This window comes from Bradyrhizobium sp. 26S5 (genome assembly GCF_036923295.1).
Lineage (GTDB): Bacteria > Pseudomonadota > Alphaproteobacteria > Rhizobiales > Xanthobacteraceae > Bradyrhizobium > Bradyrhizobium septentrionale.
This window is the reverse complement of record NZ_CP145948.1, coordinates 731400-746057: the sequence shown is the minus strand read 5'-3', so window position 1 is coordinate 746057 and position 14658 is coordinate 731400. Positions and strand designations below refer to the sequence as shown.

The following is a 14658-nucleotide window of genomic DNA, read 5'->3' as shown; positions in this document are numbered from 1 at the left end:
CTTTGCCCGGCAATGCGCTAGGAAATCCCGCAAGAAACCGCCCCTCGCGCGGCGGCAACAACAAGGAGCTTTCGGGAAATGCCGATGCCGATCCGACACCGTGTCGCAACCGCCCTGCTCGGCCTCGCCGTCGCCACCGCGGCCGGCAATGCCGCATGGGCGCAGAAGAAATACGACACCGGTGCGAGCGATACCGAAATCAAGATCGGCAACATCGTGCCCTATAGCGGCCCGGCGTCGGCCTATGGCGTGGTCGGCAAGGCGATGGCCGCCGTATTCAAGAAGGTCAACGACGACGGCGGCATCAACGGGCGCAAGATCAACTTCGTTTCCTATGACGACGCCTATTCGCCGCCGAAGGCCGTGGAGCAGGCCCGCAAGCTGGTCGAGAGCGACGAGGTGCTGTTCCTGTTCGGCACGCTCGGCACCGCCTCCAACACCGCGATCCAGAAGTATCTCAACGCCAAGAAGGTGCCGCAGCTGTTCGTCGCCACCGGCGCCACCAAGTGGAACACCCGAAGAGCTTCCCCTGGACCATGGGCTGGCTGCCCAGCTACCAGAGCGAGTCGCGCATCTACGCGAAGTACCTGCTCAAGGAGAAGCCGGCCGCCAAGGTCGCGGTGCTCTACCAGAACGACGACATGGGCAAGGACTACCTCAAGGGCCTCGAGGACGGCTTCGCCAGCGATCCGGTGCGGATAGCCGCCAAGGAGAGCTACGAGGTCGCCGAACCGACCATCGATTCCCATGTGGTGCGGCTGAAATCCTCCAACCCTGATGTCATCATCTTCTTCACCACGCCGAAATTCGGCGCTCAGGCGATCAAGAAGCTCGGCGAGATGAACTGGAAGCCGGTCACGATCGTGTCCAACGTCTCGGCCTCCACCGCGACGGTGATGCGTCCGGCCGGGCTCGACAATGCGCAAGGCGTGATCTCGGCGGCCTACGCCAAGGACGCCAGCGATCCGCAGTGGAAGGACGACGCCGGCATGAAGGCGTTCGACGATCTGCTCGCCAAATACATGCCCGACACCAACCGCGTCGATGCCTCGGCGATGACCGGCTACAACATGGCAACCACCATGGTCGAGGTGCTGCGCCGCTGCGGCGACGACCTCACCCGCGCCAATGTGATGAAGCAGGCCGCAAGCCTGAAGCAGTTTGCGCAGGGCGGCCTGTTGCCCGGCGTCACGCTGAGTACAAGTCCCGACGACTTCCAGCCGATCGAGCAACTGCAGCTGATGCAGTTCAAGGGCGAGCGCTGGCAATTGTTCGGCGACGTCATCAGCGGCGAAGTCGCCGGAAACTAGAGACGGAACGGAGCTTGTTTCGATTGGAGGCACCGCAACCTTCCTTCACCTCTCCCGCTTGCGGGGGAGGTCGGATCGCATCAAAGATGCGATCCGGGTGGGGGCTTTCTCCGCAATACGACTCGTGGCAGCACCCCCACCCTAACCCTCCCCCGCAAGCGGGAGAGGGAACACAGCGTGTAATGCGGCCCAATTTACCCACGTCCCGGCTCTCGCGAAGGTATAGCCATGACCGACCGTCGTCCCTTCCTGCGTTCGATCTTTGATGCCGCGGTGGCGGCTGCGCATCCCGATGTCGTGCTGGCATCGCGGCTGCGGCCGGCGCCGAAGGGACGCGTGATCTGCCTCGCAGCCGGCAAGGGCGCCGGCGCCATGGCCGCGGCGGCGGAACGGCACTATCTCGACACGCTCGGCCTTGCGCCATCGCGGCTGGTCGGCATCGCCACCACCCGCCATGGCCATGGTGTGCCGACCCGCCGCATCAAGGTGGTCGAGGCCGGCCACCCGGTGCCCGATGAGGCCGGCTTGCGCGCAGCCGACGATACGCTGCGGCTCGCCGCCGAGGCGACGGCAGACGATCTGCTGCTGGTGCTGCTGACCGGCGGCGGTTCGGCGAACTGGATCGCGCCCGTCGAGGGCGTGAGCTTCGCCCAGAAGCAGCAGGTCAACCGCGCGCTGCTGCGCTCCGGCGCGCCGATCGGCGAGATGAACATCGTCCGCAAGCATTTGTCGCGGATCAAGGGCGGACGGCTGGCGCGCGCCGGCCAGCACGCCGCCGAGATAGTCACGCTGGCGATATCAGACGTGCCGCATGACGATCCCTCCGCGATCGCCTCGGGACCGACGGTGCCGGATCCAACCACGCTAGCGGATGCCCGCGCGCTGGTCGCCAGATACAATCTCTCCGTCGATGACGCGGTCCGCCGTGCGCTTGACGATCCCAGGAACGAGAGCTGCAAGCCCGGCGATCCCGCCTTTGCGCGGGCGACGTTCGAACTGCTGGCGAAGCCGAAGGCCTCGATCGATGCCGCCGTGAAGGTCGCGCAGGACGCCAGCTATGAGACCATCGCGCTCGGCGCCGATCTCGAAGGCGAGGCCCGCGACGTCGCGGCCGAGCACGCGCGGCTCGCGCTGAAGGCGCGCAGCGAAGGCAAGCGGATCGCAATCATCTCCGGCGGCGAGCTCACCGTGACCGTGCGCGGCAATGGCCGCGGCGGCCCCAACCAGGAATACGCGCTGGCGCTGGCCGATCTGCTCAAGGACACGCCCGACATCTCCGCGCTTGCCGCCGACACCGACGGCGCCGATGGCGGCGCCGGCAGCGCCACCGACCCCGCCGGGGCCGTGATCGATCAGGCGACATTCGCGAAGATGAAATCGACCGGCCTCGATCCGAGGGCCTATCTCGAGAACAATGACGCCACGGGCTTCTTCGCGCAGACCGGGGATCTGCTGCTGACCGGGCCGACGCTGACCAACGTCAACGATGTGCGCGTGATCCTGGTGGATTGATCCATCGTCATTCCGGGGGGATGCGTAGCATCGACCCCGGAATCTCACTCGACCACCTCTGGATTCCGGGTTTGCGCTGACGCGCGCCCCGGAATGGCGCGTAACCATCCAGTCATTGCATGACGGGCTCCGCGACTTGTCCGCCGAAACCTTGGCGATGGCGCAAGCAACCCAGCACGCCGCCCCAATTCTGAGTGCGACCTCAACGCGCGCTGAAAGTGAGGCCGGCACGCGCCTTCAAACGCTCGCGCAAGGCCGGCCCCATCAGCGCACCTGGCGTCCAGATGCCGCCCTCGCCCTGCACGTCGCGCACGAGGCAGAGTGCGCTCTCGGCGATCATCTTGCTGGTCGAGCCATAGCCCGGATCGCGGTCGCCGGTGACGACGGCCTCGACCCGTCCGCCGTCCGGCACCTCGCCCAGAAAGAAGATGTCGTAGAAGCCCCTCTCGCGCGCTTCTCGGGTCGGGCCTGCGCCGCGTTTGAGACCGCCGGTCCCGAACAAGGACACCACCGTGGCGAACGCCTCCGTCGTCACGCTCGCGATGTCCCCAAGTCCCGGCGCCACCATCATCTCGTCATAAACGAAGTCCCTGCCGTAGGGATGTCCCAACAGGAAGTTCGTGCGGTGCACGTTCTTGGTGTTGATCGGCGCCATCGGGAACGGCACGAGCCACGCGTGCATGCTCGTGTCATATTCGGGGACGAGACCCGACGGCTGAGACGGCCCGGTGAAGCCGGGCGTCAACGCGAACGGATCGGTCAGCAACCGGATCAGGGCCGGGTCGCGCGCCGCGGCGGCCAGCGTCGCCTGAGCGCTCGCCGCGGTCCCACCGGACATGCCGCCCTTCACCTTGCGCAGACGGGCCTTGACCCGCCGCGCCGGGCGTCCGAATTTCTCGCGCGCTTTCTCCTGCAACGTGAGCACACCGAGGTCGAACGGGATGGAATCGAAGCCACAGGAGAAGACGATGCGCGCGCCGGTCCGTTTCGCCTCTTCGTGATGGACGTCGATCATGCGCCGCATCCAGCCCGGTTCGCCGCAAAGATCAACATAGGCCGTGCCGGTGGCCGCGCAGGCCGCCACTAGCTCGGGACCGTGAAGCTGATAAGGCCCGACCGTGGTGACGACCACGGCCGCGCGCTCGCACATCGAACGCAGGCTGGCCGGCTCGGCCGCATCCGCCTTCACCAACGGCAAATCGTCCGGTGCGCCGATGTCGGCACGGATCTTCTGGAGTTTGTCGGTCGAGCGTCCCGCAATTGCCCAAGACGGAGCATCGTCCCCGCGATAGGATGTCGCCAGATATTCGGCGATGAGACGGCCGGTGTAACCCGTCGCGCCATAGACGATGAGGTCGAAGTCCCGCTTCACGGCGTTGATCCTCCTCGAGCCCCCCGGAAGCGATCCCTTCAGATCCGTTAGCAAACGCTCGGTACGCTTTGCGGCCACTTTGGCGAGGGGCCATGCAACATTCGGGCGCACCATGTCGCGCTTGACGGAGGATACCACAGTTCCCGCCCTTGGGCGCGCAACCCTCCCGGCGATTTCCGGCCTTCCCTTGAGAGGCCGTCGTGAGTACGGATGCTGGGTCTGGTCGGCGTGAGCCGGAAGCAGACAGCCGGCACATTTGACCGCCTGTGGCCGCTTGCAAACGCCCTCCGACGGCCTACCATGGATTGGGGAGCTCACCGTGCAGGAGCGAAGCCATGGAACTCACCGTGGTGCCCATCGTCAAGCCGGATGAGACCAACTTCATCTTCGGCCAGTCGCATTTCATCAAGACCGTGGAAGACCTTCACGAAGCGCTGGTGGGCGCGGTACCGCGCATCCGCTTCGGGGTGGCTTTCTGCGAGGCCTCCGGCAAGCGGTTGGTGCGCTGCTCCGGTAACGACGACGCCTCGTTCGCCCTGGCACGCGACAACGCATTGGCGATCGGCGCCGGTCACACCTTCCTGATTTTCCTCGGCGACGGGTTCTTTCCCGTTAACGTGCTGGCGGCGGTGCGCGCGGTGCCGGAGGTCTGCCACATCTATTGCGCGACGGCCAATCCTACACAGGTGATCGTCGCGCAGACGGAGCTCGGGCGCGGCGTGCTCGGCGTGGTGGATGGCGCCTCGCCGCTCGGTGTCGAGACCGACGCCGACATAGCGTGGCGGAAGGATCTGCTGCGAAACATCGGCTACAAGCTTTAGACCGTGGTCGCTTGGCGGCGCCCGCATGCCGGATACGTATCAACCCAGCGCGTCATTGCGAGCGGATGGGCCGTCACGCCCCCTCAAAACTCCTGCGCGAGCTTCGCCAGCATCTCCAGCAACGCGGCGTGGTTGGCGGGGCCAAGCACCTCGATCAGCCGCGCCTCGTGCTTGTTGGCGACCAGCTTCTTGGCGCGCGCCAGCACGGCACGGCCCCTGTCGGTCAGGACCAGGATGTGGGAGCGGCGGTCGTTGGTGGAGCGCATCCGTGCGCAAAGGTCGCGGCTCTCCAGCGCGTCGAGCATGGCGACGAAATTCGGCCTGAGGATGCCGAGCGTGTTGGCGATCTCGGTCTGGTTGCGGCCCGGATTCTTGTCGAGCAGCAGCAGCACCGAGAATTGCGCCGGGGTCAGCTGCAGCGGCGCGACGCAGCGCAGGAAGTCCTCGAAGACCTTGAGCTGCGCACGCTTCAGCGAATAGCCGAGCAGTCCGGACAGTTCGCCCAGTTGCAGCATGCTGTCGTCCCCGGCAGGATCGACCGGTTCCCTGCGCAGGGCACGCGGTGATCGGACGGCATCGGCGGCGGTCTTGGAAACAGTCATCGCTCCAGGCTCGCAATCCCGGTACAAAAACCCCGCGGGACGCTCGGGGACCTTGAGATTATATCTAATAATCGTTATGCACTATATCAAATATCGGCACCTATCAACAGCCGATATCGGCCGACCCGACCGGCACAACCGGTAGCGGCGGTCCGACGCCTAAGGGGGAGCGCTCGGCCTTGAACACAACGATCATGCTGTTCCTGCTGCAGGACGGCATCACCAATGGCGCGATCTACGCACTGCTCGGGCTGGCCCTGGTGCTGGTGTTCGCGGTCACGCGGGTCATCCTGATCCCGCAGGGCGAATTCGTGACCTACGGCGCGCTGAGCTACGCCATGCTGGCGACCGGCCAGGTGCCCGGCACGGTGCGGCTAGCCGTCGCGATGGGCCTCGTCGCCTTCGCCCTCGACCTGTTCTTCGCTCGCAAGGCGCTGCATGCGCGGCTGGTGATGCGCTCCGTCGCGCTGAACATCGTCTTCCCGTTCGCGCTGCTCGGCCTCGTTTACGTCCTGGTTGGTCCCAACACGCCGGTCGCCGTCAACATTGCACTGGCGCTCCTGATCGTGGCGGCGATCGGGGTCTTTCTCTATCGCATCGCTTTCCAGCCGATTGCGCACACATCGGTGCTGGTGCTCCTGATTGCCTCGGTCGGCTGCCACCTTGCGCTGCAGGGCCTGGGCCTGGTGTTCTTCGGCGCCGAAGGCCTGCGCGCCCCGGCGCTGTCGAATGCCGCGCTGACTGCGGGCCCGCTGCGGTTCACCGGCCAAAGCCTCGCCGTCTACGCCTTGACGGTCGGCTTCATCGTCGCGCTGTGGCTGTTCTTCGGCTACACCAAGACCGGCAAGGCGTTGCGCGCTACCGCGGTCAACCGCCTCGGCGCCCGCCTGGTCGGCATCCGCACCACGCTGTCGGGCCAGATCGCATTCCTGCTCGCCTCGGTGATCGGCGCCATCTCCGGCATCCTGATCGTTCCGATCACCACGCTCTATTACGATACCGGCTTCCTTATCGGCCTGAAGGGCTTCATCGCCGCCATCATTGGGGGCCTGGTCAGCTATCCCCTGACCGCGGTCGCCGCCATCGTGGTCGGCATCGTCGAAGCCTTCTCATCGTTCTACGCCAGCAATTTCAAGGAAGTCATCGTGTTCACGCTGATCCTCCCCGTGCTCGTGTTGCGCTCGCTTGCAGCGCCCGCGGTCGAAGAAGAGAAGGATTGAGCGCGATGACGCAGCGGCTCCCTCTCATCATCTTCGCGCTCGTGCTGGCGGTGGTCCCGCTCGTCCCGGGCATTCCGCCGTTCTGGATCGTGCTGCTCGACAATATCGGCCTCGCCGCGCTGGTCGCGATGGGGCTGGTGCTGCTCACCGGCGTCGGCGGCCTCACCTCGTTCGGGCAGGCCGCGTTCTGCGGTTTCGGTGCCTACACCACGGCGGTGCTGACCACCGCCTATGGCGTCTCGCCCTGGCTGACGCTGCCGGCTTCGCTCGTGGTCAGCGGCATTGCGGCGGTTCTGCTCGGCATCGTCACGGTGCGGCTGTCGGGCCATTATCTGCCGCTCGGCACCATCGCCTGGGGCATCGGCCTGTTCTATCTGTTCAGCAAGCTCGAATTCCTCGGCCGCAATGACGGGATCTCAGGCATTCCGCCACTCTCGATCGGCTCGTTCAAGATGCTGAGCCCGGATACGATCTACTACGCGATCTGGGTCGCGGTGCTGATCGCTGCGCTGCTGACCATGAATCTCCTGGACTCCCGCACCGGGCGCGCGATCCGCGCCTTACGGCGCGGCCATGTCGCAGCCGAAGCGTTCGGCGTGCAGACGCCGCGCGCCAAGCTCCTGGTGTTCATCTATGCAGCGGTGCTGGCCGGCCTGTCCGGCTGGCTGTATGCGCATTTCCAGCGCGCCGCCAACCCGACGCCGTTCGGCGCGCAGGCCGGCATCGAGTATCTGTTCATCGCCGTCGTCGGCGGCGCCGGTTACGTCTGGGGCGCCGTGCTCGGCGCCGGCATCGTCGTGATCCTCAAGGAGGTGCTGCAGAGCTACCTGCCCTACATCTTTGGCGGCCAGAGCCAGCTCGAGACCATCGTGTTCGGCATCATGCTGGTGCTGCTGCTGCAGCTCGCGCCATCAGGCGTCTGGCCCTGGCTGATGTCGCGGCTGCCGTTCAAGCCGGCCCGCAAGACGCCGGACACATCGCTGAAGCTGGAGCATCGCGAGCGCGCGCCCGGTTCGTCTTCGGTGCTGTTGCACATCGACAAGGCGCGCAAGCAGTTCGGCGGCGTGGTCGCGGTTAACGACGTTTCGTTCGACGTCAACGCCCGCGAGATCGTCGCGCTGATCGGCCCGAACGGCGCCGGCAAGAGCACGACCTTCAACCTGATCACCGGCGTCCTGACCGCAACCGGCGGCAAGATCTCCGTGCTCGGGAAGGAAGTGGAGAACGCGCCGCCCCAGGAAGTGGTCAAGCTCGGCGTTTCCAGAACCTTCCAGCACGTCAAGCTGGTGCCCGACATGACCGTGCTGGAAAACGTCGCGATCGGCGCGCATCTGCGTGGGAATTCCGGGGCGATTTCCAGCATGCTGCGGTTCGACCGCGCGGATGAGGCAAAACTGCTGGCGGAGGCCGCGCGGCAGATCGCGCGCGTCGGCCTGTCCGACCAGATCGACCAACTCGCGGGCTCGCTGTCGCTCGGCCAGCAGCGCATCGTCGAGATTGCGCGTGCGCTGTGCGTCGATCCGATGCTGCTGTTGCTCGACGAACCGGCCGCCGGCCTGCGCCATATGGAGAAGCAGCGGCTCGCCGCGCTGCTGCGCCAATTGCGCGACGGCGGCATGTCGGTGCTGCTGGTCGAGCACGACATGGGGTTCGTGATGGATCTCGCCGACCGCATCGTGGTGCTGGATTTCGGCACCAAGATCGCCGAAGGCACGCCGGCCGCGATCAAGCGCAATCCCGACGTCATCAAGGCCTATCTCGGAGCCGCCGCATGAGTGCGCTGCTGTCGGTTACCGACGTCCACATCGCCTACGGCAAGGTCGAGGCCGTGCGCGGCGTCTCGCTCGACGTCGCCGACAACGAGATCGTCACCATCATCGGCGCCAACGGCGCCGGCAAGACCACGCTGCTCAACGCCATCATGGGCGTGCTGCCGCTGAAGGGCCGCACCACCTTCGCCGGCGTCGACATGGCGCCATTGGACATCGAGGACCGCGTCGCCACGGGCCTGAGCCTGGTGCCCGAGCATCGCGAGTTGTTCGGCACCATGAACGTCGAGGACAACCTCGAGCTCGGCGCCTTCCGGATCGCGAAGGCAACCGCAGCCGTTTCGCTGGAGCGGGTCTACACGCTGTTTCCGCGGCTCAAGGAGCGGCGCAAGCAGCTCGCCGGCACGCTGTCCGGCGGCGAACAGCAGATGCTGGCGATGGGCCGCGCGCTGATGGGCGCGCCGAAGCTCTTGATGCTGGACGAGCCGAGCCTCGGGCTTGCCCCGATCATCGTCGCCGACATCTTCCGCATCGTCGGCGAGCTCCGCTCGGCCGGCGTCTCGGTGCTGCTGGTCGAGCAGAATGCCCAGGCCGCACTGCAGATCGCCGACCGCGCCTATGTGATGGAGCTCGGCGAATTCGTGCTGTCGGGTCCCGCCAAGGAGATCGCCGCCAACAAGGGCGTCGCCGCGAGCTATCTCGGCTTCCAGCACGAAGGCGAGAGCGCGGTTTAGACGGCGAAGCCGGCCTTCTTTCGAAGGCCGGCTTGTTACCTCAGCGGATCGTGACCCGCTCACATCGCCGGGATGTACTTCCCGTCCTTGACCGTCAGCAGGATGCGCGAGCGGTCGTCGAGGCCGTAGCGGTCTTTTTCGGTCCAGTTGTAGACGCCCTGGCTCGCGACGATCTCCTTCTCGGAGATGAACGCCTGGCGGATCGCCTCGCGGAATTCCGGCGTGCCGGGCTTGGCGGTCTTCAGCGCCGTCGGGATGATGCGCTTCAGCACCTCGAAGGCATCGTAGGCATGGCCGGCAAACTGGCTGCGGCTGTTGGCACCGTATTTGGCTTCATAGGCGGCGTTCAGCGTCAGGCCCGGCTTCTTGGTCAACGCGCTGTCCGCTTGCGTTTCCGGCGACATGATCGGGCCGGCCGACATGATGACGCCTTCCGCCGACGCGCCCGCGATGCGGATGAAGTCCATCGTGGCGGCGCCGTGGGTCTGGTAGATCAGGCCCTTGTAGCCGCGCTCGCGCAGCGCGGTCTGCGGCAGCGCCGCGGCGGTGCCGGACGCGCCGACCAGGATGGCGTCGGGATTGGCGGCGACGAGCTTCAGCACCTGGCCCGCGACCGATGTATCCGGGCGCGCGAAGCGCTCCTCATCGATCATGGTCAAGCCCATCGGCACGGCCTGCGCCTTGAAGTCGTTGACCCAGAGATCGCCGTAGGAGTCCGAATAGCCGATATAGCCGACGGTCTTGATGTTGTGCGCCTTCATGTGCTCGTAGAGCACCTTGCCCATGATCGGGATCGACTGCGGCAGGTCCACCGACCATTTTGCGCGGGCCTCATTGATCGGGAATGGCGCGAGCCCGAGATGCGGGATGCCGGCCTCGTTGGCGACCGTCGACACCGCGATCGTCGTCGGCGTGATGCAGGAGCCCATGATGATGTCGGCCTTGGACTCGGTGACGAAGCGCCTTGTATTGGTGGTCGCAGCCGTCGGATCGCCGGCGTCGTCGAGCACGATCAGCTTCAGCGGCACGCCGGCGATCTCCTTCGGCACGAAATCGAGCGCGTTGCGCTCGGGGATGCCGAGCGCCGCGGCGGGCCCGGTGGTCGAGATCGTGATGCCGATGGTGATTTCGTTGGTCTGCGCCTGCGCGGGCGCGCCCGGCAGCGCGATTACAGCTGCGAGCGCCGCGGCGGCGAGAGTGGCCTTCCTCATTCATTCCTCCCTGCAAGTAAGTCTTTTGGGTTTAAGCCGGTTTTGCGGGCCAATTCAGCCCCTTCTTTAGGTCATGAAGGACAGCGAGTCAGCCCTTCATGAAGCGGTCGATGATCTCCAGCGGAAATGGCGCCGATTTCAGCTTGTCGGGATCGTCCGGATGACGGCCGACCAGCACCCTTGTCTCGAATGCCTCGATCGCCAACGCCTCGCCCTTGAACACGCGGTGCACCACCTCGAAGCTCGAGCGCTTGATGCTGTCGATCCTGCTCTCGATGGTAATCCAGTCGCCATGAGTCGACGGGATGTGGAATTTCGCCCGCGTGTCGACCATAGGAATGCCGACCAAGCCGTATTTGTGGATGAGGTCCTGCTTCGAGCAGCCGGCGGCCTCGAACATGATCGAGGTCGAGTCGTCGAACATCGCGAAATAGCGCGGGTAGTAGACGATGTTGGCGGGGTCGCAATCGCCCCACTGGATCTGCACGTCGCGCCGATGGACGAACATGATTTACCCTCGATTGAGCGTGATCGATCCGGAAGAGCGTTTCATGCTCTTCCGGATCATGCGTCAGCGCGGCGCCATCCGGAGCGCGGCATCGAGCCGCACCACTTCGCCGTTCAGATAGGGATTGTCGATCATGTGCAACGCCAGCGAGGCGAACTCGTCGGCCTGCCCCAATCGGCGCGGGAACGGGATCGCAGCGGCGAGCGAATCCTGCGCCTCCTGCGGCAGGCCGGCCAGCAACGGCGTCATGAACAGGCCGGGCGCGATGGTCAGCACGCGGATGCCGAATTGCGCGAGCTCGCGCGCGATCGGCAAGGTCATCGCGACGATGCCGCCTTTGGAGGCCGAATACGCCGCCTGCCCGATCTGGCCGTCATAGGCCGCGACCGAGGCCGTCGAGATCACGACACCGCGCTCGCCGGTCGCGAGCGGCTCGAGCTTCGCCATGTCAGCGGTCGCAAGCCGCAGCATGTTGAACGAGCCGATCAAATTGACCTTGATCACCTTGTCGAAGTCAGCCAGCGCCATCGGTCCCTCGCGGCCGATCACGCGTTTTGCCACGCCGATACCGGCGCAGTTCACCAGCACCCGCGCCGGGCCATGCGCCTTGGCGGCGGCAGCGACCGCAGCCTCGGCGGCCGCCGCATCGGCCACGTCGCAGACAACAGCAATGCCGCCGATCTCGGCCGCCACGCTCTCGGCGAGCTTGGCATTGAGGTCGCAGACCGCGACTTTGGCGCCTTGCGCGGCCAGCCGGCGCGCGGTCGCCGCGCCCAATCCCGATGCGCCGCCGGTGACGATGGCGGCCTGATCCTTCAACTGCATGGCATTCTCCTCTTCAAATTTTAGACTGACGTGATCACCGATGCCTGCGGCACCGGCGCATAGAGCGCTTCGATGATGTCAGTGCGATGCTCCAGCACCGCGCGCTGGTTGATCGAGCCCTTGTCGGTGACCTCGCCGCGATCGATCGACAGCGGCGTATCCAGCAGGATCGCCCGCGCGATCCGGTTCGACGAGCCGGTAGCGCCGGCAAGCACGCGCGCGAAGCGTTCGCGGAAGGCAGCCCGCACCAGCGGATCATTGGCCGCGGCCGCGATGTCGCCCGCGACAAGCTCTGGATTGATCAGGCGGCAGCCGTCGAGATCGAGGATCACGATCGCCGCGAGTTCGTCGCGGTTGAGCCCCGCGATCACGACGTCGCGCACCAGCGGCGCACAGGTGCCGACAAAGCGCGCCCGCAACGGACCGACGCTGACCCAGGTGCCGCTCGCCAGCTTGAAATCCTCGGCGATGCGGCCATCGAAATCAAAACCGGCAGCGAGATCGCTCGCGTTGGCGGGCTTCAGCGCATCGCCGAACTTGTAGAAGCCCTCCTCGTCGAATGCCTTGGCGGTGAGCTCGGGCTGACGCCAGTAGCCCGGCGTCACGTTCGGACCTTTGGCACGCACCTCGAGCTTGCCGTTGTTCGGCACCAGCTTCGCGTCATTGCCCGACACCGGAAGGCCGACATGGCCGGAACGGCTGGTATCGGGACGCACCGACACGAAGAACGGCGAGGTCTCCGTGGCGCCGAGCCCTGTCAGCATCGGAACGCGATAGCCCTTCTCCTGCACGGCGAGCGCATCGAGGCTGTTCCAGATGAACGGCGACAGCGCGGCGCCCGAGAAGAACATCGCATGCAGCCGATCGAAGAATCTTGCCCGCAAGGCGGCGTCGTCGCGCAGATAGGGCAGCAGCGATTCATAACCCTTGGGCACGTTGAAATAGACCGTCGGCGCAATCTCGCGCAGGTTTCGCACGGTCTCCTCGATGCCGCCGGGCATCGGCTTGCCCTCGTCGAGATACATCGAGCCGCCGTTATAGAGCGTCAATCCGACATTGTGGTTGCCGCCAAAGGTGTGATTCCACGGCAGCCAGTCGACGATCACGGGCGGCTCGTCCTTCAGGAACGCCAGCGTCTCGCGCAGCATCATCTGGTTGGCGCAGATCATGCGCTGGGTGTTGATCACGGCCTTGGGATTGCCCGTCGAACCCGACGTCAGCAGGAATTTCGCGATCGTGTCCGGCCCGATTCCGCCGTTGATCGCGTCGAGACGCGGATCTTCCGGCGTCGCCATGAGACCGGCGAGCCGCGTCACGTCGCGGCCGGGCACCGCGCCGCGGCTGGCCGCGATCTCGACATCAGGCGCGACATTGGCACGCAGCGCATCGGCAAATTTGTCGGCGTCGTCGACAAAGACAAGGCCCGGCGTCAGGAGCTTGATGACGAAGCTGAGCTTGCCGTAGTCGCGCGACACCAGCGAATAGGCCGGCGACACCGGGCAGAACGGAATGCCGGCATAGAGCGCGCCGAGCGCCATCAGCGCGTGGTCGATCGAGTTGCCCGACAGGATCACGATCGGCCGCTCGACCGACAACCCGCGCGCGATCAGCGCGGAGGCAATGCGCCGGGTCGTCTCCAGCAATTGCGCGTAACTGATCTGCCGCCAGCCGCCGCCGCTTGCGCGTTCGGCCATGAACACGCGGTTCGGCTCGGCGGTCGCCCAGTGATGCAGGCGATCGGTGAGCCGAACGGGATAATCGGTCAGACTGAGCTTCGGGCGAAGATAGATCGTGCCGTCGTCGCGGAGCTCGACGGTGACGTCGGGGTTGCCGAACGAGATCGGGCGCAGCGGATGCGCGCTCGCAGCGGATACGGACGGCGTGGCGCTCATGTCGGCTTCACCTTGGCGGTCTTGCGGTCCAGGAAGGCGCGGATGCGCTTTTTGGCTTCCTTGTCGCTCTGCGCCACCGTCGCCATCAGCGATTCCATTAATAGGCCGGTCTGCGGATTGGCCTCGGCGATCATCGGCAGCGCCTGCAACACGGCGAAGTTGGTCAGCGGCGCGTTGGCAGCGACGCGCTCGGCAAGCTCCAGCGCTTTCGGCAGCGCGCCGTCGGCCTCGGTGAGATATTGCGAGAAGCCGTAGGCTGCGCCCTCGGTCGCGGAATAGACCCGGCCGGTCAGCATCATGTCCGCCATTCGCGGCACGCCGATCAGGCGCGGCAGCCGCACCGATCCGCCGCCGCCGACGAAGATGCCGCGCTGGCCCTCGGGCAGCGCGAAATAGGCCGACGGCTCTGCGACGCGGATATGCGCCGCGCAGGCGAGCTCCAGCCCGCCGCCGATCACCGCCCCCTTCAGCGCCGCGATCACAGGCACGCGGCAATACTGGATGCGGTCGAACACGCGGTGCCACATCTGGGAATGCACCAGGCCCTCGGTGGCGTCACGCTCGGTCAGTTCGGAGAGATCGAGGCCAGACGAAAAGTGATCGCCGACGCCATGGATGACGACCGCGCCGACGTCATCGGGAATCGCCGAAAAGCAGTCCCGCAGCGCCAGGATGATGCCGTCGTTCAGCGCATTGCGCTTGGCGGGCCGGTTGAGCCCGACGGTCAGCACCGCGCCCCGCGTCTCGATCTTGAGCAGCGAGGCGTCACCCGCGTCGGCAGCGTTTCCCATGGCGTTATTGCTTCCTGTTCAGAATAGTTATGTTTTATAACTATTGGCGAGAGAGTCAATATGGGCATGTTGGGAGACCGGCGGAACGTTC

The 14658-nt window shown here is 65.7% G+C and carries 12 protein-coding genes and 1 pseudogene; 6 read left to right on the top strand and 7 right to left on the bottom strand.

From position 1 onward, the window contains the following. The first annotated feature begins 84 nt into the window (after positions 1 to 84). Together V5279_RS03430 and V5279_RS03425 are read left to right on the top strand one after the other, a co-directional pair. Positions 85 to 1310: pseudogene (locus V5279_RS03430) on the top strand (ABC transporter substrate-binding protein). Positions 1311 to 1538: 228 nt separating this feature from the next. Then, positions 1539 to 2822 (top strand): glycerate kinase, encoded by a 1284-nt coding sequence (locus V5279_RS03425; RefSeq protein ID WP_338695119.1) that lies wholly within the window; start codon positions 1539 to 1541, stop codon positions 2820 to 2822. A 202-nt stretch (positions 2823 to 3024) separates the two neighbouring features. On the opposite strand, the gene V5279_RS03420 is transcribed toward V5279_RS03425, so the two are convergent. Then, the gene (locus tag V5279_RS03420) at positions 3025 to 4194 is read right to left on the bottom strand and encodes a saccharopine dehydrogenase family protein (protein ID WP_166299074.1); all 1170 of its coding nucleotides are present in this window, start codon (positions 4192 to 4194) and stop codon (positions 3025 to 3027) included. Between the two features lie 335 nt (positions 4195 to 4529). On the opposite strand from V5279_RS03420, the gene V5279_RS03415 reads away from it, so the two are divergent. Further along, on the top strand, positions 4530 to 5015 hold the full coding sequence (locus V5279_RS03415; RefSeq protein ID WP_166299075.1) for an adenosine-specific kinase: 486 nt from the start codon (positions 4530 to 4532) through the stop codon (positions 5013 to 5015). An 83-nt stretch (positions 5016 to 5098) separates the two neighbouring features. On the opposite strand, the gene V5279_RS03410 is transcribed toward V5279_RS03415, so the two are convergent. Further along, positions 5099 to 5617 carry a MarR family winged helix-turn-helix transcriptional regulator gene (locus V5279_RS03410; RefSeq protein ID WP_029077908.1) on the bottom strand — a complete coding sequence of 173 codons (519 nt, stop codon included), beginning with the start codon at positions 5615 to 5617 and terminating at the stop codon, positions 5099 to 5101. A 179-nt stretch (positions 5618 to 5796) separates the two neighbouring features. On the opposite strand from V5279_RS03410, the gene V5279_RS03405 reads away from it, so the two are divergent. The 3 genes from V5279_RS03405 to V5279_RS03395 are packed head-to-tail and all read left to right on the top strand — an operon-like array spanning position 5797 to position 9340. Next, positions 5797 to 6837 (top strand): branched-chain amino acid ABC transporter permease, encoded by a 1041-nt coding sequence (locus V5279_RS03405; protein WP_338695113.1) that lies wholly within the window; start codon positions 5797 to 5799, stop codon positions 6835 to 6837. Positions 6838 to 6842: 5 nt separating this feature from the next. Further along, the gene (locus V5279_RS03400) at positions 6843 to 8612 is read left to right on the top strand and encodes a branched-chain amino acid ABC transporter ATP-binding protein/permease (protein ID WP_338695111.1); all 1770 of its coding nucleotides are present in this window, start codon (positions 6843 to 6845) and stop codon (positions 8610 to 8612) included. Further along, entirely contained in the window at positions 8609 to 9340 is a 732-nt protein-coding gene (locus V5279_RS03395; protein ID WP_338695109.1) for an ABC transporter ATP-binding protein, read from the top strand. The genes V5279_RS03400 and V5279_RS03395 overlap by 4 nt, the downstream gene beginning before the upstream one ends. 59 nt (positions 9341 to 9399) lie before the next feature. Here V5279_RS03395 and V5279_RS03390 read toward each other — a convergent pair whose 3' ends face one another. From V5279_RS03390 to V5279_RS03370, 5 genes are all read right to left on the bottom strand, one after another. Then, on the bottom strand, positions 9400 to 10551 hold the full coding sequence (locus V5279_RS03390; RefSeq protein ID WP_338695107.1) for an ABC transporter substrate-binding protein: 1152 nt from the start codon (positions 10549 to 10551) through the stop codon (positions 9400 to 9402). Between the two features lie 88 nt (positions 10552 to 10639). Continuing rightward, a complete protein-coding gene (locus V5279_RS03385; RefSeq protein WP_338695105.1) occupies positions 10640 to 11059 on the bottom strand; it encodes a thioesterase family protein in 420 nt (139 codons plus the stop codon). A gap of 63 nt (positions 11060 to 11122) precedes the next feature. Then, positions 11123 to 11884: an SDR family NAD(P)-dependent oxidoreductase gene (locus tag V5279_RS03380; protein WP_338695103.1), complete on the bottom strand. Its 762-nt coding sequence runs from the start codon at positions 11882 to 11884 to the stop codon at positions 11123 to 11125. Positions 11885 to 11904: 20 nt separating this feature from the next. Then, on the bottom strand, positions 11905 to 13776 hold the full coding sequence (locus V5279_RS03375) for a feruloyl-CoA synthase (RefSeq protein WP_338695102.1): 1872 nt from the start codon (positions 13774 to 13776) through the stop codon (positions 11905 to 11907). Then, positions 13773 to 14567 (bottom strand): crotonase/enoyl-CoA hydratase family protein, encoded by a 795-nt coding sequence (locus tag V5279_RS03370; RefSeq protein ID WP_338695100.1) that lies wholly within the window; start codon positions 14565 to 14567, stop codon positions 13773 to 13775. Before V5279_RS03370 ends, V5279_RS03375 begins: the two co-directional genes overlap by 4 nt. Between the last annotated feature and the right edge of the window lie 91 nt (positions 14568 to 14658).